The sequence below is a fragment of the Sphingobacterium haloxyli genome, assembly GCF_002980525.1.
Lineage (GTDB): Bacteria > Bacteroidota > Bacteroidia > Sphingobacteriales > Sphingobacteriaceae > Sphingobacterium > Sphingobacterium haloxyli.
On sequence record NZ_PVBQ01000011.1, the window covers coordinates 35572 to 56821 of the forward strand.

At 41.2% G+C, this 21250-nt stretch carries 18 protein-coding genes; 13 read left to right on the top strand and 5 right to left on the bottom strand.

The annotated features are described in order from the left end of the window. The first annotated feature begins 145 nt into the window (after positions 1–145). Both C5745_RS13785 and C5745_RS13790 read left to right on the top strand, forming a co-directional pair. Positions 146–1702 (top strand): helicase HerA-like domain-containing protein, encoded by a 1557-nt coding sequence (locus C5745_RS13785; protein ID WP_105717595.1) that lies wholly within the window; start codon positions 146–148, stop codon positions 1700–1702. A 59-nt stretch (positions 1703–1761) separates the two neighbouring features. Then, positions 1762–2676 (top strand): nucleotidyltransferase family protein, encoded by a 915-nt coding sequence (locus C5745_RS13790; protein WP_105717596.1) that lies wholly within the window; start codon positions 1762–1764, stop codon positions 2674–2676. 47 nt (positions 2677–2723) lie between these two features. On the opposite strand, the gene dnaK is transcribed toward C5745_RS13790, so the two are convergent. Further along, positions 2724–4637, bottom strand: coding sequence for a molecular chaperone DnaK (gene dnaK, locus C5745_RS13795; RefSeq protein WP_105717597.1), 1914 nt, complete (start codon positions 4635–4637; stop codon positions 2724–2726). A 278-nt stretch (positions 4638–4915) separates the two neighbouring features. Here dnaK and C5745_RS13800 point away from each other — a divergent pair, with 278 nt between their 5' ends. Together C5745_RS13800 and C5745_RS13805 are read left to right on the top strand one after the other, a co-directional pair. Further along, a complete protein-coding gene (locus C5745_RS13800) occupies positions 4916–5467 on the top strand; it encodes a thioredoxin family protein (protein ID WP_105717598.1) in 552 nt (183 codons plus the stop codon). Between the two features lie 25 nt (positions 5468–5492). Further along, positions 5493–5852 carry an MmcQ/YjbR family DNA-binding protein gene (locus C5745_RS13805; RefSeq protein WP_105717599.1) on the top strand — a complete coding sequence of 120 codons (360 nt, stop codon included), beginning with the start codon at positions 5493–5495 and terminating at the stop codon, positions 5850–5852. Positions 5853–5907: 55 nt separating this feature from the next. On the opposite strand, the gene C5745_RS13810 is transcribed toward C5745_RS13805, so the two are convergent. From C5745_RS13810 to C5745_RS13825, 4 genes are all read right to left on the bottom strand, one after another. After that, positions 5908–6780, bottom strand: coding sequence for a GLPGLI family protein (locus tag C5745_RS13810; protein WP_105717600.1), 873 nt, complete (start codon positions 6778–6780; stop codon positions 5908–5910). Positions 6781–6783: 3 nt separating this feature from the next. Then, positions 6784–9432: an outer membrane beta-barrel protein gene (locus C5745_RS13815; RefSeq protein ID WP_165793100.1), complete on the bottom strand. Its 2649-nt coding sequence runs from the start codon at positions 9430–9432 to the stop codon at positions 6784–6786. Between the two features lie 172 nt (positions 9433–9604). Beyond that, entirely contained in the window at positions 9605–11035 is a 1431-nt protein-coding gene (gene pyk, locus C5745_RS13820) for a pyruvate kinase (protein ID WP_105717602.1), read from the bottom strand. Positions 11036–11163: 128 nt separating this feature from the next. Next, on the bottom strand, positions 11164–11670 hold the full coding sequence (locus tag C5745_RS13825; RefSeq protein WP_243403347.1) for an IPExxxVDY family protein: 507 nt from the start codon (positions 11668–11670) through the stop codon (positions 11164–11166). 262 nt (positions 11671–11932) lie between these two features. Here C5745_RS13825 and C5745_RS13830 point away from each other — a divergent pair, with 262 nt between their 5' ends. The 9 genes from C5745_RS13830 (at position 11933) to rplC (ending at position 21249) form a co-directional block, all read left to right on the top strand. After that, a complete protein-coding gene (locus C5745_RS13830) occupies positions 11933–12172 on the top strand; it encodes an acyl carrier protein (protein ID WP_105717695.1) in 240 nt (79 codons plus the stop codon). Positions 12173–12194: 22 nt separating this feature from the next. Next, the gene (fabF, locus tag C5745_RS13835) at positions 12195–13448 is read left to right on the top strand and encodes a beta-ketoacyl-ACP synthase II (protein WP_105717603.1); all 1254 of its coding nucleotides are present in this window, start codon (positions 12195–12197) and stop codon (positions 13446–13448) included. Between the two features lie 92 nt (positions 13449–13540). Further along, positions 13541–14281 carry a ribonuclease III gene (gene rnc / locus C5745_RS13840; protein ID WP_207795809.1) on the top strand — a complete coding sequence of 247 codons (741 nt, stop codon included), beginning with the start codon at positions 13541–13543 and terminating at the stop codon, positions 14279–14281. Between the two features lie 186 nt (positions 14282–14467). Then, the gene (gene hisS / locus C5745_RS13845; RefSeq protein ID WP_105717604.1) at positions 14468–15901 is read left to right on the top strand and encodes a histidine--tRNA ligase; all 1434 of its coding nucleotides are present in this window, start codon (positions 14468–14470) and stop codon (positions 15899–15901) included. 39 nt (positions 15902–15940) lie between these two features. Further along, complete coding sequence (gene pdhA / locus C5745_RS13850) at positions 15941–16936, top strand: pyruvate dehydrogenase (acetyl-transferring) E1 component subunit alpha (RefSeq protein WP_105717605.1); 996 nt, start codon at positions 15941–15943, stop codon at positions 16934–16936. A 44-nt stretch (positions 16937–16980) separates the two neighbouring features. Further along, entirely contained in the window at positions 16981–18630 is a 1650-nt protein-coding gene (locus C5745_RS13855; RefSeq protein ID WP_105717606.1) for a pyruvate dehydrogenase complex dihydrolipoamide acetyltransferase, read from the top strand. A 214-nt stretch (positions 18631–18844) separates the two neighbouring features. Beyond that, positions 18845–19990 carry a serine hydrolase domain-containing protein gene (locus C5745_RS13860; protein WP_105717607.1) on the top strand — a complete coding sequence of 382 codons (1146 nt, stop codon included), beginning with the start codon at positions 18845–18847 and terminating at the stop codon, positions 19988–19990. Between the two features lie 15 nt (positions 19991–20005). Further along, complete coding sequence (locus C5745_RS13865; RefSeq protein ID WP_105717697.1) at positions 20006–20365, top strand: CoA-binding protein; 360 nt, start codon at positions 20006–20008, stop codon at positions 20363–20365. 266 nt (positions 20366–20631) lie between these two features. Beyond that, entirely contained in the window at positions 20632–21249 is a 618-nt protein-coding gene (rplC, locus tag C5745_RS13870; protein WP_105717608.1) for a 50S ribosomal protein L3, read from the top strand. Position 21250 lies beyond the last annotated feature (1 nt).

Consider the following 21250-nt stretch of genomic DNA (forward strand, 5'->3'; position numbering starts at 1 on the left):
TACAATTTTTTCTTTGGAATAAATAGGGAAAGCAGACAATTCGTGTTAATTATTTATTAATTATCCATATCTTTCCTTATTTAATTGAAATTGTTACAATTATGTGGCATTTTTGTTTCGTTTTGCTTTATTAACTGATCGGCTTATGACATCGAATATCGAAGAATTTATTAAAAAAATAACAATATCCTACAACCCGAAAGGAGATCATATCCAGTTAGGTTCTGGAATACTGGGTAGTGAGGTTATTACCGATGCTAAGGTGAACTTGGCACTTAAAATCATGAACCGTCATGGGCTCATTGCGGGCGCTACTGGTACGGGTAAAACTCGTACCCTACAGTTGATTGCAGAGCAACTGTCTGATAAAGGCGTGCCTGTCTTTATGCTTGATGTTAAAGGGGATTTATCCGGATTGGCGGAGCAGGGAAAAACTAACGATGCGTTGATAGGACGTGGGCAGCTTGTGGGGATTCCGTTTGAACCCGCACAGTTTCCATTGGAACTGTTTTCGCTTAGCGGAAAGTTAGGCGCTCCTATGCGCATCACTGTGCAAGATTTTGGCCCCGTCTTATTAGCGCGTATACTGGATTTGAACGATACACAAACGGGCGTATTGTCCGCTATATTTAAGTATGCTGAAGATCAACAATGGGAGTTGATTGATCTAAATGATTTAAAGAAATTACTTACTTATCTTGCAGATGGCCCTGGTGCAGCAGATATAAAGGATGACTACGGTAAAATCAGTACGGCTACATCGGGCACCATTTTACGAAAGATCGTGGCCGTAGAACAACAGGGTATAGCCCATATCTTTGGAGAAAAGGAGTTTGATATACAGGATCTTTTTAATAAGCTTGATGGTCGAGGCGTAATTACGTTGTTGAATATTGCCGATATTCAAGACCAGCCATTGGTGTTTTCTACTTTTCTGTTGAGCCTCCTAGCACAGTTGTTTAAGAAACTACCTGAAGTCGGCGACCTGGATAAGCCTAAGTTGGTTTTTTTCTTTGATGAAGCGCACTTATTATTCAATGGCGCTTCGAAGGCTTTTCTTACGCAAGTCGAGCAAATAATACGTTTAATCCGTTCGAAAGGGATCGGTGTGTTTTTTTGTACACAAGCGGCGACCGATATTCCAGCATCTGTCTTGGGTCAATTGGGAAATCGAGTACAACATGCGCTGCGGGCATTTACGCCTAATGACGCGGATAACCTTCGCAAAACAGTAAAGACCTACCCGTATTCTCCTTTTTACGAGATAGATAAGGTGTTGACATCTTTGGGTACAGGACAAGCTCTAATTACGGTGCTCAATGAAAAGGGGATCCCTACCGAAGTGGTTGCTACGCATCTAGTGCCTGCTAGAGCAGTTATGGGGCCCTGCCAGCCGGAAACTTATTCACAGATTACAACGGGTTCCGAATTTTACAGCAAATATCAAGAGCGAGTGGAGCGGAGGAGTGCCGCGGAAATTGTAGACGAGAAGATGGCTATGTTTGAGGCACAGGAAGAGCAGGAGAAAGCAAAGAAAGAAGCCGAAAGATCGATAAACCGTAGCGCCGGCAGACGGAGTTCCAGACAGACACCGATGGAAGCCGCTAAAACACAGGCTTCTCGTACATTAGCAAGAGAGGGAGCAAAGCTTTTAGGGAAATTGGCCAACGGTATCTTAAGCGCCATGTTCAGAAAAAAATAGATAGAAGAAATTTTTATCTTTGTTAAGTGGGATTTTGTAATTGTTAACAACAAGAGATAATGAGTAAACCAACATTGTTAATTCTAGCCGCGGGAATGGCGAGTAGATACGGATCGTTAAAGCAGATTGACGGATTCGGACCGCATGAAGAAACCATCATTGATTATTCAATATATGATGCTATTCGAGCCGGTTTTGGGAAAGTCGTATTTATTATTCGCGAGGAATTTGTAGAGAAGATGCGTGCGGTTTTTGACGAAAAACTGAGCGGTAAGATTGAAGTAGACTATGCTTTTCAAAGTTTCGACCTGACAAAATTTGGTGTTGACAGGGTAATTGAACGTGCGAAACCTTGGGGAACTGCCCACGCTGTCATGAGTGCTAAAGACCATATCAACGAGCCCTTTTGTGTGATTAACGCAGATGATTTCTATGGTAAGGATGCTTTTGAAAAAATGGCGGCTTTTTTGCGAGATGAAGTTACAGATGAACGAATGGCTCTCATGGGATTTAAGGTCGGGAATACAATGTCAGACTATGGATATGTCTCTAGAGGCGTGTGTGATGTAGATGGGGATGGGAATATGATTTCGGTAACGGAACGTACAAATATCTATTATGTAACAGATGATGCCGGCGATAGAAAAATCGTTTACGAGGAGGATGCTAAACAGCATGATTTGGATCCCGACACTAGGGTTTCGATGAATTTCTGGGGATTTACTCCTCGGATTTTTGATATAGCACAAAGTATGTTTTCTGAATTTGTAGAAGACAACGGTGACAACCCAAAATCAGAATTTTTTATTCCTTCTGTTCCCGATTATATGGTGAAAAACGACATGGCTAGCTTTCAGGTTATTCCTACTTCTTCCAAATGGTTCGGCGTAACATACAAAGAAGACAAACCCATTGTGCAGGAGTCTATCTCTGGTCTTATTAAAGAGGGCGTATATCCCGAAAAACTGTTTTAAGAAAAAAAGCGGCCAATTGGCCGCTTTTTTTCTTAAAACAGTTGGGCTTATTTCACTTCTTCAAACTCTACATCTTGCACATCATCGCCACCTTGTTTATTGTTATTTTGTGCTTGACCAGCATCGCCACCTTGCGGTTGCTCTGATCCGCCTTGCTGTGAAGCAGCGTACATTTCTTCCGATGCTGCATTCCAAGCATTCTGAAGTTCAGCAGAAGCGGTATCGATATCGGCAAAGTTTTTTGCAGCGTAGGCCGTTTTCAGTTTTTCTAAACCAGCTTCGATAGCACCTTTTTTATCTGCGGATAACTTGTCTCCGTATTCTTTCAGTTGTTTCTCTGTGGAGAAGACCAAGGCATCGGCAGCATTTATTTTCTCTGCTTCTTCTTTTACTTTCTTATCTGCTTCAGCATTCGCTTCTGCTTCTTGTTTCATTTTTTGAATTTCTTCTTCAGATAATCCAGAAGAAGCTTCGATACGGATATTTTGCTCTTTACCGGTGGCCTTGTCCTTTGCTGACACCTTAATAATACCGTTGGCATCAATATCAAATGTTACTTCGATTTGAGGTACGCCACGAGGTGCCGGCGGAATGTCCGTTAACTGGAAACGTCCAATCGTACGGTTTTGTGCTGCCATTGGCCGCTCACCTTGCAGAATATGTATCTCCACAGAAGGCTGATTATCCGATGCGGTGGAAAATACTTCTGACTTTTTGGTCGGGATAGTCGTATTTGCTTCGATTAACTTGGTCATTACCCCACCCATCGTTTCGATACCCAATGACAGTGGTGTAACGTCTAGCAATAATACATCTTTTACTTCTCCTGTTAATACACCACCTTGAATGGCAGCTCCAAGTGCTACTACTTCGTCGGGGTTAACTCCTTTTGAAGGTTCTTTGCCAAAGAAGTTCTTCACCGCTTCTACCACAGCAGGAATACGTGTAGATCCTCCTACCAAAATGATCTCGTCAATATCAGAAGTAGAATATCCTGCATTTTTTAAAGCCGATTTACAAGGTTCAATTGTGCGTTTAACTAAATCTGCAGCTAGAGACTCGAATTTAGCACGAGAAAGTGTACGTACAAGGTGTTTAGGACCTGTAGCATCAGCAGTAATATAAGGTAAGTTTATTTCTGTCGAGGTTGTGCTTGACAATTCAATTTTTGCTTTTTCAGCAGCTTCCTTCAAGCGCTGTAAGGCCATGGCATCTTTTTTAAGATCAAAGCCATTGTTTTCGTTGGCAAATTCATCTGCTAACCAGTTGATAATGACATTGTCAAAATCATCACCACCTAAGTGGGTGTCACCGTCTGTGGATTTGACTTCGAATACACCATCTCCAAGTTCCAGTACTGAAACGTCATGCGTACCTCCACCACAATCGAACACAACGATTTTCATATCTTTGTGAGCTTTATCCAAACCGTATGCCAACGCAGCAGCAGTCGGCTCGTTGATAATACGCTTTACAGTGAGACCGGCAATTTCACCGGCTTCTTTTGTAGCTTGGCGTTGCGCATCGTTAAAGTAAGCCGGGACGGTAATAACGGCTTCGCTCACTTCATGCCCTAAGAAATCTTCAGCCGTTTTTTTCATTTTCTGAAGAATCATTGCGGAAATTTCCTGTGGTGTATATTTGCGATCGCCGATTTCAACGCGCGGTGTATTGTTATCACCTTTTACTACCGCATAAGGAACGTGTCCAGCCTCTTTTGTAGATTCATCGTAAGACAAGCCCATGAAACGCTTGATTGAATAGACTGTTTTATTCGGATTCGTGATGGCCTGACGCTTTGCAGGATCACCCACTTTACGTTCACCACCTTCAACAAAAGCAACAATAGAAGGGGTGGTACGTTTTCCCTCGTTGTTTGCAATAACTACCGGCTCGTTACCCTCCATCACGGCAACACATGAGTTTGTAGTACCTAAGTCGATTCCAATAATTTTTGACATATCTCGTTTTTTATATTTACAAATTAGTAATTAACTTTATTTTTAATGATATGCTATCTCCTTAACAACACCTGTGCCAAGGTCAAAATCGTCATTAAAATGTCTTTTATGTCGTTTATCTTGTAGGCTGTTCTGTCAAACTGTCATAATGTTGCCTTGAATAATAAGGCTGGGGTGGCAAACGGCTTAGCTTGACGGTTTACTTCAAGCAACCTGCCACCAAAATATTTTTTTACCCGGAATAAATTAGTAAATTCGTGGTAACATTAAGCATAAACATGACCTTTCAGGAATACTTAGATTATTTTGAACAGATTTTGACTTCGCCCGAGGATTACGATCCCTACGGGGATGCAGCGTATTTAAATTATACAAAATTAAATTGGTCAAGGATGAATCGGTGGTTAAAACGGTTTGAACCAAATCAAGCTATAAAAAGCCTGATAGCTAGCATGACCGAACCACAACATTGGATTGTGATTACAGAACCATGGTGTGGCGACGCAGCTCATTCTGTGACGCAGCTTTATATGATGGTTAAGAATAATCCGAATATCGATTTTGAAATACAGCTCCGTGATACCGAGCCGTTCCTTATCGAAGATTACCTTACTGATGGAAGTAAGTCAATCCCGAAACTTATTATCCGGAACGATGTAGGACATGATAAGGTGATATGGGGCCCTCGTCCGCAATCATTACAGGACTTATATCTGCAGATGAAAGAGGATGGGAAACCGTTTGAGGAAATTAAAGAAGTTATGCAGAAATGGTATAACGAAGATAGCGGAGAGGAGCTGCAAAAAGAACTGCTCGCCCAATTAAGTTAATTATCTTAGCCAAACTACGATAGAAATGAATATTGAAGACCTTCGGGAATATTGCCTGGCTCAACGGGGTGTGACAGAAGAATTACCTTTCGGTCCAAACACCTTAGTATTTAAAGTGGGGGGGAAGGTATTTCTGTTGGTGGGACTAGACCAAGTTGATGTGTTGTGCTTTAATGTGAAATGCGACCCCGACCGTGCCGTCGAATTACGCTCGGACTATCCTGAAACGGTTATTCCTGGCTATCATATGAACAAGAAGCACTGGAACACCGTTTATTGCAACAGACAACTTCCCGATGAGCGTTTGAGAATGTTTATCGACGATAGCTATGCATTGGTCTATAATTCACTATCTAAAGCGATACAGGAAAGTATAAAACCTTGATGACTAAGCAACGTCAGCAACTTGGACGATATCCTGTCAGTTCTTGATAGCTATTTTAATAAATCAAATTTTCTAAAAGATTTCGCCGCTGCTGCCGCGGATTAGACCCACCTCCGAAAAATCGGTTGTTCCCTAATGCATCAAAAAAGTCATTCATCGTCATAGGTTTGCTTTTTTTGTCCCGCCATTGATTGGGCACATTGTCTACTACAAAATCGATGTTGCGCGCCCAATAATTGATATGCATTTCTGGTATGGCGAGCCCTAGTATCATACCTGGAAGTCCGTGTACCAATGCCGGCCCCCCGGATATGGGTATCTGGTCGGTATAAAAAGCGACTATATATAGTGAATCGGATGTAGCACCGTTAACTCGTCTACAATCATACCCTGCTATGTTTCGATATTCATCAGTAAAACGCCAGGTGATTTGTTGTAACGAGTCCTGTAGCAAGTATTTTTCATCTAAATCCAGTTCCAACTCGCTCGTACCATCGTGGAGATTTTGGTAATACACTTTATGTTCGCCCGGTCGGGAGGCTCGTCGGACATCAGACGCACCTGCTCTACGATTCATATTTCTGTTCCCCCCTCTACCTGCTCTGCTGCGGCCCGGCACTGAGGTAGCTTCAGTCTGTTCCGTTTCAGTAGGCATCATGAGTGTCTCGTCCTCATCAAACCGTAGCGTGAACATAGACGAGCTTTTCTCCGGTACGTCATCGATATTGCCACCGAACCGCATCATCATCCCTCGATTCCCGCCAGCGCCGTTCGCTTGCTTATTCATCATATCGCGTATCCGGGCTCTTATATACACCTCTTTTTCAAAGCTAATAATACCTTTTTGTGGGAAGTAAGCATGTTGTGCTACCGCTTCAAAATAGCAACAACATACGAACGCAATATATACTAAAATCAGTCTATTCATTTTCTAGCTTTCACTTTTCTTTCCTAAATTCTTATTGAAATCCCATTTCAGACCAAGCATAAAATATTGTGTTAGCATCAGTTGCTGTGATTCCGAAAAACTATTATCGTTAAAGGACCGGTTGGTGTTATTAAAGCTATTGAACACGTCAAAAGCTTTCACACTTAGTAATAATGACTCATCTTGTAATAACTTTCGCGTGAGTTCGAGATTCATATAGAACTGGGTAATCGGTTCTGCAAAGACTTTCGATTTTCCCGTATAGCCATAATACAACACCTGGGTAAGACTAAACTTAAACGGCAAAAAGTACTTTAAGTCCGCATTAGCAGCTGATCGAAAAGCCGTATTGTTTAGATCCGCTCGTAGACTATTTACTTCGTTATTGACTCCCATGCTTAAATTTAGATTGAAATTTACGTTTTTTGAATCTTCCTTATTCGCACTTATTCCCGCATTCGCATTAGTATTGTTGCTACGATTGAGTTCGCCGTTGACGTATTCGTAGCTATTAGCGTATTGTAGGGATGTAAAGGGCCCAAATTGGACAATGCCATTTAAAATAGGACGGGTATAGTTGGCGTGCACCCGCCCGTTCCAGTTAACATGGTCCTGAATATTGACAAAGGATGTGGTTGTTCTCCCCTCGTCGTCGATAATTGATCGATTGACGATAGCATTTTTTGTAAAACCACTCATGGCGTTGATATTAAAGGAAGATGCTTTCAACAAGCTAAATTTATTAAAATTGAAGTTGATATTGTTGTTTGTTTCCCGTTTTAAGTTGGGGTTTCCAAGTTGTTGGTGCAATTCGTTAGTGGGTGGTTGTATCGGTTGTAATTGGTTGAAGCTCGGTACATTGGTGTTGTTCTGATAACGTAAAGTCAAATTTTTATTATTGCTAATACGGTAAGAAACATTAGCATTTAGGTTGTTTTGCCAAAAACTTCTCGAAAGTTCCACATCCCGATAGCTGTCGGCCAATTCTTGATAACGGTGGGTCATCCTATTCGTCACGTGGATATTGAGTTTTTCTGTGTTAAAGTTCAGGCTGAGATCGACTCCATTATTTTGAGAGTGGTTTTTCTCATTTTTTGAATATAATGTATCCAACGTCATACTGGCTGTATGGGAGTCAATATCATAAGCATCCGTCAACCCCGTTCGCGTATTGGTATTGAAGCTATACCCCAGCGTAGCATTTAACTGTCGGGTAATTGGCTCGCTAAGATTAAAGGATGCGCCGATGCTGTTACTGGTGTTTTCTACGAGTCGCGTTTGATTAACGGAAACATTTCTTTCGAAAACACCAAGACTGTCGTATAGATTTGTCTGTTCGTTTACTTGGTTAGTCGAGGTTGTGTTGTCTATTCTCGTATTGAGGTGAACGTTTAGACTTCGACCGTTTCTGTGGAGCCGCCGACGATAGTCGACCTTCATGTCAAGGTCCTCTTTGTCACTTTTACTGCTATTCCGGCTCTCAAATTCGTTTGCTATTGCTGTTCCATTACGAATGGTCGTACTGTTAGAGTTGTTAGCGGACGTTTGCTGTCCTTTTCCGCCGTTCAGCTGTATATTTAAGTTGCTTACAGAATCAATTTTAAAACGGATACGTGATCGTAATGCGTGGTTTTTACTGTCGCTTTCAGAATCGGATTCCCGTGTTGTTTCCTGCGTATGATTATCGTTTAATATCCGCATATTGTAGCTTGAGGATTCATTAGCCATGCCATTGTTGAGAAAGCTGTAACTAGATGTCAGATGTAGCTTCTTGTCGAGAAAATTGTTCTCATAGTTTAGTCCCCCACTTTTATGTGTCGGACGGCCAATAATTTGATTGTTCATGCGGATCCGGCTGGCATCACCACCGTTTGTCATGTTGTTCCAGTTTCCGGTGAATGCTAATCGTTCAGATCGATTGAATTTAGCTGCAAATATATTGGTGTCAAAAAGGCTTTGTGTACCGAGGCTGGCATTTGCGTTACCGAAGATGCCTTGTCTAGCTTCTTCTTTTAGAACGACATTTACCGTTTGATAGCGTTCACCATCATCTATACCGGTAAGTTCGGCTTCATCAGACTTACGCTCGTATACCTGCACCTTATCAACTGCGTCTGCCCGAACGTTTCGGATGGCAATCTTGGGGTCGTAACCAAAAAATTCTTCCCCATCAATCAATACTTTGGAAACATTTTTGCCTTGTGCGGTGATTTCGCCGGAAGCCGATACTGTTAATCCAGGGAGCCTACGTAACAAATCTTCCAGTTTGGCATTCTTCTCTGTTTCAAAGCTTCCCGCATCATATTCTATCGTGTCACCTTTGATTTTAATAGGGATTTTCTGGTTAATTACAACTTCTTCAAGTAAATTAGATTGTGAGCTGATACCTATGCTTTTTAGGTCGATATGATCGTTTTTTATTTCTAGTGGCTGGCTATGAATCTCGAATTTCGGATACGTAACGAGTAACAGATATTCTCCCTTTTCTATTTTTTCCAGACTAAATTTCCCGTTTGAATTGGCCCGTGTAAAATGCCGCATAATGGAATCTGTGTCCAAAAGGACTATAGAAGCATTTTCCAGTGGTTTCTGGTCTGCTTCGTCTACAATCACACCCTGTACGGACTGTGCAATCAGGTAATGGCTGATCATGCACAGAAAAATTAGTATACACCTTTTCATTAATTAAAGCTAGTAAGTCAAAGAAAAGAAGAAATCAGATAAAATCATGTTAAATTGACACTTGTAATAGCTTTGATACAAAGAAGGCAAAAAAATAGCGTAGACTTTTAATCCACGCTATTTTCTGTTGATCGGAGTCAAGCTAGCTCAACTGGGAGACTCTAATCGTATTCGTTTTTCCTTTTTGGTGCAAAGGAGTAGATGCTGTGTTAATGACGATTTCTCCTGGAGAGACGAGATTAAGTTCTTTTAGTAAGCCGTTCACGTCTTGGATAGTGCCATCGGTACTTTCGAATTTACTGTACACAAATACTTTTACACCCCATAGTAAACTAAGTTGATTGATGAGGTTCTTGTTGCCTGTAAAGACATATATATGCGCATCGGGGCGATAGCTTGAAATTTCAAGTGCCGTATATCCGGAGGATGTCATAACAGCAAAAGCAGTTGCCTTGGTGTTCTTGGCAAGGTGTATAGAAGATCCGCAGATCGCGTCAGATATTTTTGTTTGTTCGGACAGAACGCTTTCTTTCGGACTGTAGTAGGGATAGGACGTTGCTTCCACTTGCGTAATGACTTTTGTCATCGTTTCGATAACAATTTCCGGAAACTCTCCGACTGAGGTTTCTCCACTTAGCATCACTGCATCAGCACCGTCTAGTACGGAGTTGGCAACGTCGTTGACTTCTGCACGCGTAGGACGAGGTGTGGTAATCATACTTTCCAGCATCTGCGTGGCGATAATTACAGGTTTAGAAAGATCACGACATTTTTGTACGATCATTTTTTGTAAACCGGGAACTACCTCCATTGGCATCTCGACACCCAAGTCGCCACGTGCCACCATAATCGCATCAGTAGCTTCTATAATGGCGTCGATATTATCAATGGCTTCTGGTTTCTCAATTTTAGCAATAACTAATGCATGGCTTCCTTTGGCCTTAATGATTTCCTTACATTGGTGGATGTCTTCTGCCGAACGTACAAATGACATGGCAATCCAGTCTGCTCCGTTATCTAAAGCAAAGTTTAGGTTGTCCAGATCTTCTTCCGTAAGAGAGGGGATGGAAACTTTAGTATTGGGAAGATTGACACCTTTACGAGAAGTTAACACGCCCCCATGTACCACCTGACACCTTACTGTATCTAGATGGTTTGTACTAAGCACCCTCAATTGGAGTTTTCCGTCATCCAATAGGATGATTTCGTTCTCCTTAACGTCATTTGGGAAATTTTCGTAAGTGATATATATACGCGTTTCGTCACCGATGAGCTCTTTGGTCGTAATTTCGACTTGCGAACCATTGATTAAAATGGCACCTCCCTCTTTCATTTTGCCGATGCGAATTTTAGGACCCTGAAGATCTGCCAAAATTCCGACGTTAAAAGGGTGTTCGTTGTTAATTTCTTGAATAGTTTTAATCACTTTGAGGTGGTCGTTTTGGCTGCCGTGGGAGAAATTAAGACGACAGACATCCACACCTTTTGCAATCATGTTCGTCAATATTGTCTTATCTGACGAAGCCGGACCTAGCGTGGCAACAATTTTTGTCCTTTTTTGAATCTTGTTCATTTACAGTGTTTTATTTATGTGTATTTTATTCTTTAAGAAGTAAAACAGTATAGTGCAAAAATAGCAATCTGTTTAATAAGTTAGGTTTAAGAAAGTGTAAATTTTACACTGTATATTATTTTAAAACGCTAAAATATAAGATTTTCTTTGGATTTCAATGATGCGGGGTCTAACTTTTTAGCTAATATGACCTCGTTGATGTCCTTAATTTCTGTTAATAATGTGCGGAGATCGTCTCGATCTAGATAGTGTTTGATAATTAAAAAGTAGTCAAAATTTGGGAGTTCCGGAAGGAGAAAAATGCCCTCTAAACTGCGGTTGCTTATGATGTAGAATTCGAATTCAAAATTATTATCGCAATAACGAAAGATTGTAAAATAGTGTTTTAGCAACTTCTTTTGTTTGTTTTTTTCATACACGATATGGTAGTCCATCTCATCTCGCTCCTTTTCTTTTGCATATCCTTTGTGGTCTACATAGTCTTCTTTTCCGCGTTCGAACGCCAGGCCCGCATGTTTGTAAAGAAAATGACATAATCTGTAGTCGCGCAATGGTGAACTGATGCCAATCAATACGAAATCGAGCTCGATATCGAAATCGAGATCAAGTGTCAAATGTTTTTTTGTTGTACTCACAGTTTTCGAAATTAGGAAAAAATAGCCTGTAAAGCATATTTCTGCCTATTTTTATCGTTAAAAATACGCGTTGGTTTCAAAGTTCTTGGTATAAACAAAAAAAAATGTTAATATTGGATACGCTCTTTATGGTAGCGGTTTTTAGACAGGTTAGGGAGTCGGGATGTTCTTCTTTCCCATCATCAAGTCAAAAAAGGGTTTGATATTTGGGGAAATTTATTTTTCTTTGCACAGATTTATTAAACAATTAAATTATAAAATCATGTCAGATATCGCATCAAGAGTAAAAGCAATTATCGTTGAAAAGTTAGGTGTAGACGAAGCAGAAGTGACACCAGAGGCTTCATTCACGAATGATTTAGGTGCAGACTCACTTGACACAGTTGAGTTGATCATGGAGTTCGAAAAAGAATTTAACGTGGCTATTCCAGATGATCAAGCTGAAAACATCAGTACAGTAGGTCAAGCTATCTCTTATTTAGAAAAGAACGTTAATAACTAATTTATTAGGCCAAACATATTTAATGGAGCTTAAAAGAGTAGTTGTAACAGGGTTAGGTGCCCTTACACCTTTAGGAAACGATGTCTCAAGTTATTGGGACGGGTTGATTAATGGTGTGAGTGGCGCTGCTCCTATTACGCATTTCGATGCATCAAAATTTAAGACCCAATTCGCTTGTGAAGTGAAGGGATTTGATCCACATAATCATATGGATCGTAAAGAGGCTCGCAAGGTCGATCCTTTCGTTCAGTATGCTATCGCCTCTACAGATGAAGCTGTAAAGGATGCTGGATTAGAATTCGATAACTTAGACAGAAACCGGATAGGTGTTATTTGGGGTTCCGGTATCGGTGGTTTGACTACTTTTACAGAAGAAGTGGCAAACTTTTCCAAAGGTGATGGAACACCACGTTTCAATCCTTTCTTTATTCCAAAAATGCTTGTTGATATAGCGCCGGGACATATTTCTATGCGCCACGGTTTGAGAGGTCCTAATTTCTCAGCGGTTTCAGCCTGTGCTTCATCAACTAATGCGATGATAGACGCCTTTAACTACATTCGTATGGGAATGGCGGATATTATCATTACCGGCGGTTCGGAGGCTACTATTAACGAGGCTGGGATAGGCGGATTCAATGCTATGCACGCATTATCCACCCGAAATGACGATCCTAAAACGGCATCTCGTCCTTTTGATAAGGACCGTGATGGCTTTGTTTCTGGCGAGGGGTCGGGGGCAATCATCCTGGAAAGTCTGGAACATGCATTGGCGCGCGGAGCGAAAATATATGCGGAAGTTGCTGGTGGGGGAATGAGTGCCGACGCACATCATATTACAGCGTCACATCCTGACGGTCTTGGAGCAAAATTAGCAATGAGTAAAGCTATTGCTGATGCAAACTTGAACTATTCGGATATTGATTATATCAATGTTCACGGTACATCAACACCGGTTGGGGATATCAGTGAAACAAAGGCTATCATTGATTTATTTGGTGAACAAGCCTATAGATTGAATATAAGCTCTACGAAATCAATGACGGGGCACCTGTTGGGAGCAGCAGGAGCAATCGAAGCCATGGCTTCGATTCTGTCGGTCAAACATGATATTGTACCGCCTACTATCAATCATTTCACGGACGATCCAGCGATTGATAATAATCTAAACTTTACTTTTAATAAGGCTCAGAAACGGGAGGTGAATGCTGCATTGAGTAATACATTCGGTTTCGGTGGTCATAATGCATCCATTATTGTAAAGAAATACCACTCTTAATATTTGATATTAAGAAGAGGGGATTATTGAGATACAAATAATAGGTGGTTTCGAAGAGAAACTGCCTATTACTTATTTATATCATAGACTTAATGCCTTTCTTGAGGATATATTATTTATACTTTTCTCCGCATAAAGCTTACATTCGTAAACTGAAGAATATTCTTGGGTTTGTTCCGGGGAATATCAAGTTGTATCAAATGGCTTTTCGCCATAAGTCTGTTGCAACTACCATTAAGGACGGAGTAAAGAATAGTAATGAGAGGCTTGAGTTTTTGGGTGATGCCGTACTAGGTTCTGTCGTTGCCGAGCTGCTGTTCAAGTTGTATCCCTATAAAGGGGAAGGATTTCTGACGGAACTTCGGTCGAAAATTGTTAGTCGAGCCAATCTTAATCAACTATCCCAAAAGCTGGGCTTTAACGAACTGATAGAATACGATGCTCGCATGATCAGCTATCCCAACAAGCAGGGGTCTCTGCTTGGGGATGCTTTTGAAGCTGTTGTTGGCGCTGTATATGTGGACAAGGGATATGCATTCACTCGGGAGTTTCTGTTAACGAGGATTATCAAGCCCCATGTTGATATCCATATGTTGGAAATTACCGAAACTAATTTTAAGAGTCGCCTTATTGAGTGGTGTCAACATTTTGGCAAGGATATCCAGTTCGTACCCGTAGAGAATCCGCCTGGAGAATCACCTAAGCTGTTTACAATGAAAGTTGTCGTTGACGGTGAGGTGCAGGGTATTGGAAAAGATTTTAATAAAAAAAGTGCGGAAAAACTGGCCGCAGAAAAAGCTTGCGAAGAGTTGAAGGTGTTTGAGGTTATCTGAAGTAGGATTTCATAGAGAATTAACTGCCCCTCCCTTTGCACCAAGATGCCGCCTCAGAAATTTTGATAACTGTAGAAATATCATTTTTGTACTATCCTATCCTATCAAAATTTATAAGCGGCGACTTTTTTTGCATACTTTTTTTGGGAGAAAAAAAGTATGAGTCGGTTTTATTACCTTTGCCCTATGGCAAATATCAAACCTTCACTGGCTAAAGGTACGCGCGATTTCTCTCCTCAGGAGATGGAAAAGCGAAATTATATATTCAATACCTTAAGAACTGTCTTTAAGAAATTTGGTTATAACGAGATTCAAACTCCATCTTTTGAAAACTTATCTACTTTAACCGGAAAATATGGAGAAGAGGGAGACAAATTAATTTTTAAAATACTCAATTCGGGCGATTACCTGGTTAAAGCGCCAGAGGAGTTATTGGACGAAAAATCATCCAATAAGTTAATTCCTCATATTTCGGAAAAGGCACTTCGTTACGATTTGACCGTGCCTTTCGCTCGATATGTTGTTATGCACCAACATGAGATTGCATTGCCTTTTAAACGCTTTCAGATACAACCCGTGTGGCGTGCAGACAGGCCGCAACGTGGACGATATAGGGAGTTTTACCAATGTGATGTCGACGTAGTCGGTTCTTCGTCATTGCTTAACGAGGCCGAATTTGTATTGGTTTACCGAGAGGCTTTGGCTGCTCTAGGGTTGAAAGATTTTACGATAAAGATTAATAATCGTAAGATTTTATCGGGCATCGCGGAGGTGATAGGAAAACCTGAGCTGATCGTTGATATGACTGTCGCTATCGACAAACTAGATAAAATTGGCCTGGATGGTGTAAACCGCGAGCTGTTGGTACGTGGGTTTACAGAGGCAGATCTCGATTTGTTGAAGCCCATCATTCTGCTTGACGGTACCAATGATGAAAAACTCATGTCTCTAAAAGAGGTGTTGTCTGCTTCTTCTATTGGACTAGAAGGTGTCACGGAAATAGAGGAGGTCTTTCGTTATTTGAAGGATTTCGGAGCAGAACGATTGTTGGATAATAATACTATAGAAGTCGATATTACCCTTGCACGTGGGTTGAACTACTACACGGGTTGTATTTTTGAAGTAAAGACAAACGAGGCTTCAATGGGGAGTATTGGAGGTGGAGGTCGTTACGACGACTTGACTGGAATGTTCGGATTAAAGGGTCTTACGGGCGTAGGTATCTCATTTGGCGCTGACCGCATTTACGATGTGCTGGACGAGTTGGAACTTTTTCCGGCTTCCTCTGTTTCCTCAACGCAAGTACTTATTGCGAACTTTGGCGAAGAAACGCATGCGCACACACTTCCTTTATTATTCAATCTAAGGGAAGCCGGAGTGGCCGCTGAGCTTTATCCTGCTCCGGCGAAGTTGAAGAAACAAATGGGATACGCGGATGGTAAACAGATTCCTTATGTGTTGCTGGTGGGAGAGGAGGAGATGGCATCTGGTTCGTATTCGTTGAGGGATATGTCATCTGGTGAGCAACAAAAAATTTCAGGGGAAGAGTTGATTGCTTTTTTGACAAAAAACACCATTTCCTGCGGAAATATTGTCCGAAATATCGTTATAAATGATTAGATTTGTAGTCGGATTAGTTAAGAAATTCAATACTTCAAAATGAGTTCAACACCTATAACAAAAGAAACATACTTAGAATGGTATAAGTCCATGTTACTTATGCGTAAATTCGAGGAGAAAGCGGGTCAATTATACGGTCAGCAAAAAATTCGCGGATTTTGTCACCTTTATATTGGTCAGGAAGCGGTTATGGCAGGCACTATTTCTGCTACTAGACCCGAGGATTCCGTCATAACATCTTATCGTGATCATGCGCATGCTTTGGCAAAAGGGATGTCTGCTAAGGAATGTATGGCAGAACTTTTCGGAAAAGTGACAGGTTGCTCTAAAGGTAAGGGTGGCTCTATGCACTTTTTCTCGAAAGAACATAAAATGATGGGTGGTCACGGAATCGTTGGTGGACAGATTCCATTGGGAGCAGGTATTGCTTTTGCGGAACAGTATTTGGGCAATGATAATGTCAATGTATGTTTCATGGGTGATGGCGCCGTTCGTCAGGGAGCTTTAAATGAGGCTTTTAACATGGCGATGTTGTGGAAATTGCCGGTTATCTTTGTTTGTGAGAACAACGGGTATGCTATGGGTACCTCCGTACAGCGTACCACGAACATGATGGATATCTATAAAATGGGGCATGCATTTGATATGCCGAGTGCGCCTGTAGACGGAATGGATCCGGTAGCTGTACACAATGCTATGGATGAGGCTGTCCAACGTGCTCGTGCGGGTGAAGGCCCAACTTTCTTAGAAATCCGTACTTACCGCTATAAAGGGCATTCTATGTCAGATCCTGCCAAATACCGTACAAAAGACGAATTGGAGGAATATAAAGGGAAAGATCCTTTAATTACCACTAAAGCTGCTATTATGGAAAATAAATATGCAGATGAGGCGTGGTTTAAAGAGGTAGAAGCTGAAGTGAAAAAGGTGATCGATGAGGCTGTGAAGTTCGCAGAAGAGTCTCCTTATCCAGATCCTTCAGCCATCTATGAAGATGTGTATGTACAAGAGGACTATCCTTTCATAAAGGAATGATTTAGCGAATTACTTTAACTTAAAGATATAATCTACTATACAATATGGCTGAAGTAGTAAAAATGCCGAAAATGAGCGACACCATGACCGAAGGTGTAATCGCAAAATGGCACAAAAAAGTCGGTGATAAGGTAAACTCAGGCGACCTGATTGCCGAAGTTGAAACAGATAAGGCAACAATGGATTTTGAATCTTATCAAGAGGGTACATTGTTGTACATAGGCCCAAAAGAAGGCGAGGCGGTAGCAGTTGATGCCGTAATTGCCGTTCTGGGAGAAGAGGGAGAGGATTATAAAGCCTTATTAGAAGACGGTAGTTCTGCCTCTAAAGAAGAAGAGAACAAAGACGAGATATCCCCTAATACAGAAGAGCCCGCTTCGGATGATGCAGAGGAAGATTCACCTTCCGTTTCTGCGGAAGACCTAGATTGCACCGTTATTACGATGCCGCTGTTAAGTGATACGATGACAGAAGGGGTAATCGCACAATGGAATTTTAAAGTAGGGGATGCTATCAAGTCTGACGATGCTATTGCAGATGTGGAAACAGACAAGGCGACTATGGAAGTTACTGCCTATGCAGAAGGGACATTGTTATACATCGGAGTAGAAGCGGGGCAAGCAGCGAAAGTGAATGATATTATCGCTATCGTTGGTCCAGAGGGCACGGATGTGACACCGTTACTTAAGCAACAGTCCAGCTCTTCTGATAAAGTTGCTAAATCGGAAGACCCTAAGCAGGAAAACAAGGAAACAAAAGAAAAAGCATCTGTGTCGACGGAGGCTGCTTCCAGTGCGTCGGATGATTCTCGTGTCAAAGCTTCTCCTTTAGCTCGCAAGATAGCAAAGGAAAAAGGTATCAATTTAAACGATGTAAAAGGGTCTGCTGAGGGGGGACGGATTGTGAAGAAAGATGTCGAGAGCTTTGTGCCTAAAGTAAAAGAACAGCCTTCGGCACCAGCTTCTGCAGCAACAGAGATCAAAACGATATCTTTGCCACAATATATTGGTGAAGAAAAATATACAGAGCAAAAAGTATCGCAAATGCGCAAAACCATTGCTCGACGATTATCAGAATCCCTATTCACAGCTCCGCATTTCTATTTGACTATTTCCGTGGATATGGATAATGCTATTGAAGCTCGTGGTCAAATTAATACGGTAGCGCCGGTGAAGGTATCCTTCAACGATCTCGTTATTAAAGCGGTCGCCGTAGCATTAAAACAACATCCGGCTGTAAACTCTTCTTGGCAGGGAGATACCATCCGTTTTAATGAACACGTAAACGTTGGCGTAGCAATGGCTGTAGAAGATGGCCTATTGGTGCCAGTTGTGCGCTTTGCTGATGGTAAATCGTTATCTCATATATCTGCAGAAGTGAAAGAATATGGTCAGAAAGCGAAAGCTAAGAAATTGCAACCGTCAGATTGGGAAGGTTCAACGTTCACCGTGTCCAATTTAGGTATGTTTGGAATTGACGAATTCACGTCCATTATCAATTCGCCTGATGGTGCTATCTTGTCTGTAGGGGCTATTCAACAGGTTCCAGTAGTCAAAGATGGTGCTGTCGTACCGGGTAACATCATGAAGCTAACTTTAGGTTGTGACCACCGGGTGGTTGACGGTGCTACGGGAGCAGCATTTCTACAAACATTGAAAGGACTATTGGAAGCGCCAATCAGGCTTTTAGCATAAATCGCAGGCATTTTCATAATAGAATAAAAAAGGACATCCATAGACAGATGTCCTTTTTGTATAAATGATAGAGAATAATCCTTGATTTTTCTCTTAATAAATATTAATTTGGAACGGTAGCATGTATTTGATTTAAACCGTAATATATTTGAGAGGCAGTTCAGTGAGTATACATTTTTTAAAGATCTTAATTATCAGTTTATTGTCCGGTTTGATGTCTTGTTCTTCGCCGGAAGCGAAACAAAAGAAAATAGAACAGAAACAGCAAAAGCAACAAGAGAAAGACAGTATTGCGCTCGTGTACAATCCGGCAGATGCAGATCAGGAGTTAGACGACTTTATGCAAAACCTACATCGGAAATCGGCTTTTAACGGGAATGTGTTGATTGCTAAAAAAGGGAAAATAATTTATCAAAATGCATTTGGATGGGCGGACTATCTCCATAAGGATAGTTTAAAGATTACGTCTAAATTTGAGTTGGCTTCGGTTTCCAAACCATTAACTGCATTAGGTATATTGAAATTAGTAGAAGAAGAGAAATTACGATTGGATCAAACGGTGAATGATTTCTTTCCAGATTTCCCATATCTGAACATTTCTATACAAATGCTATTGAGCCACCGTAGTGGTCTACCGAATTATATTTATTTTTCGGAGGAAGCCTGGAAAGACAGAAAAAAAGCGATGAGCAATATGGACGCGATGGATCTATTGATAGAACATAAGCCTATGCGGTATGGAGCTCCTGATGGACGTTTCCATTATAACAATTCCAACTACATGGTGTTGGCCTCAATTATAGAAAAAGTGACAGGACAGGATTTTGCAGTGTACATGAAAGAATCAATTTTTGATCCAGCAGGCATGAAAAACACGGCTGTATTGTCAAAAGCAGTGTACGATAAAATTCCGACGGATGTTATTGGTCACGATAGGGTCTGGAGAAGGTCGGTTGTACAAAATTATCTGGACGGCCCTGTTGGAGACAAAGGTATCTACAGTACCGTACAGGATTTGTTTTTATTGGACATAGCATTAAAAGAGGGCAGGGTTATCGGCGAAGGCATACTAGATTCTGCTTATGTGCCCCGTAGTGATGCAAGACGCAGTCTTTTTAGTTATGGCTATGGCTGGCGGACGTTTTCGCCTGAAGAAGCTCAGATCGTTTACCATACGGGATGGTGGCACGGATTTCGTAATCTGTATGTAAGGGATTTAACGAATGATATAACGATTGTACTATTATCCAATATGGTGAATGGTAGTTTGGTCAAACTAGACGACTTATATAAAATTTTAAAAATGCCTGTTTTAAGACAAAATGCTTATAATGCAAATGGTGATTTCATTGTCAACTAACTTATGTTCAATTTTATGAAGAAGACACTTATTGTTGGTGCAAGCACTAACCCCGCTCGGTATGCTTATTTGGTAGCAAATAAGTTGGTTCGCAAAGGATACCCGATTGTGAATGTAGGAAGAAAGGAAGGTAAGGTAGCAGGAGTAGCGATAGAAACAATGGATACGATTCACACGGGCATCGATACGATTACACTGTATGTTGGCCCGCAGAATCAATCCGTATATTACGATTATATTTTGCAGACCAAACCTAAACGGGTTATTTTTAACCCGGGTACGGAAAATGATGAGCTGAAACAGAAACTCGAAGAAGCCGGAATTGAAGCGGTGGAAGCCTGTACGTTGGTAATGTTGAATACAGAGCAATATTAATAAGACCTAGACGGAATTACAAACTAAAGTGCATTTAAATGTGCTGTCGGCAGGATGGATATGATCCCTTTTGCTGTTGAGTAGATATAAATCTTTTAAATCCGCAATCCCAGCGTATATCTAATCTTTGTTTTCTAGAAAAAATAATGTGCTAACTATTTGATACTTATAAAATTCTTTCTACCTTTGCAATCCCTTTGTGGGGAAAGTATGTCTTGAGCGAAGCCCTACTGCTTCGATGGACGATTAATTAATTTATTTATAAGATGTCAGGAATTATTGGTAAAAAAGTAGGAATGACCAGCCTGTTCGATGCGGAAGGGAAAAATATCCCTTGTACAGTAATTGAGGCTGGGCCGTGCGTGGTAACGCAGATACGTACGGTAGAAAAGGATGGCTACTCGGCTGTTCAACTTGGCTATGATGATGCCAAAGAAAAGAACACGACAGCTCCTTTAAAAGGACACTTTGCAAAAGCAGGGGTTAGTCCTAAGCGTAAGCTAGTTGAATTCAAACATTTTGAGGATGAGAAGCAACTAGGTGAAACAGTAGATGTCACTATCTTTGAAGAAGGGGAGTATGTAGATGTAGTCGGTACTTCAAAAGGTAAGGGCTTTCAAGGTGTGATGAAGCGTCACGGATTTGGTGGTGTAGGTGGTGCGACTCACGGTCAGCACAACAGATTACGTGCTCCGGGTTCATTAGGCGCCGCTTCTTGGCCTTCTCGCGTATTCAAAGGAAAACGCATGGCTGGTCGTACGGGTGGAGAGAGAGTGAAGATTCAGAACTTACAGGTTTTGAAAGTTTACCCTGAACAAAACCTAATTGTTGTTAATGGTTCCGTTCCAGGAGCTAAAGGTTCTTATGTAATCGTAGACAAATAGT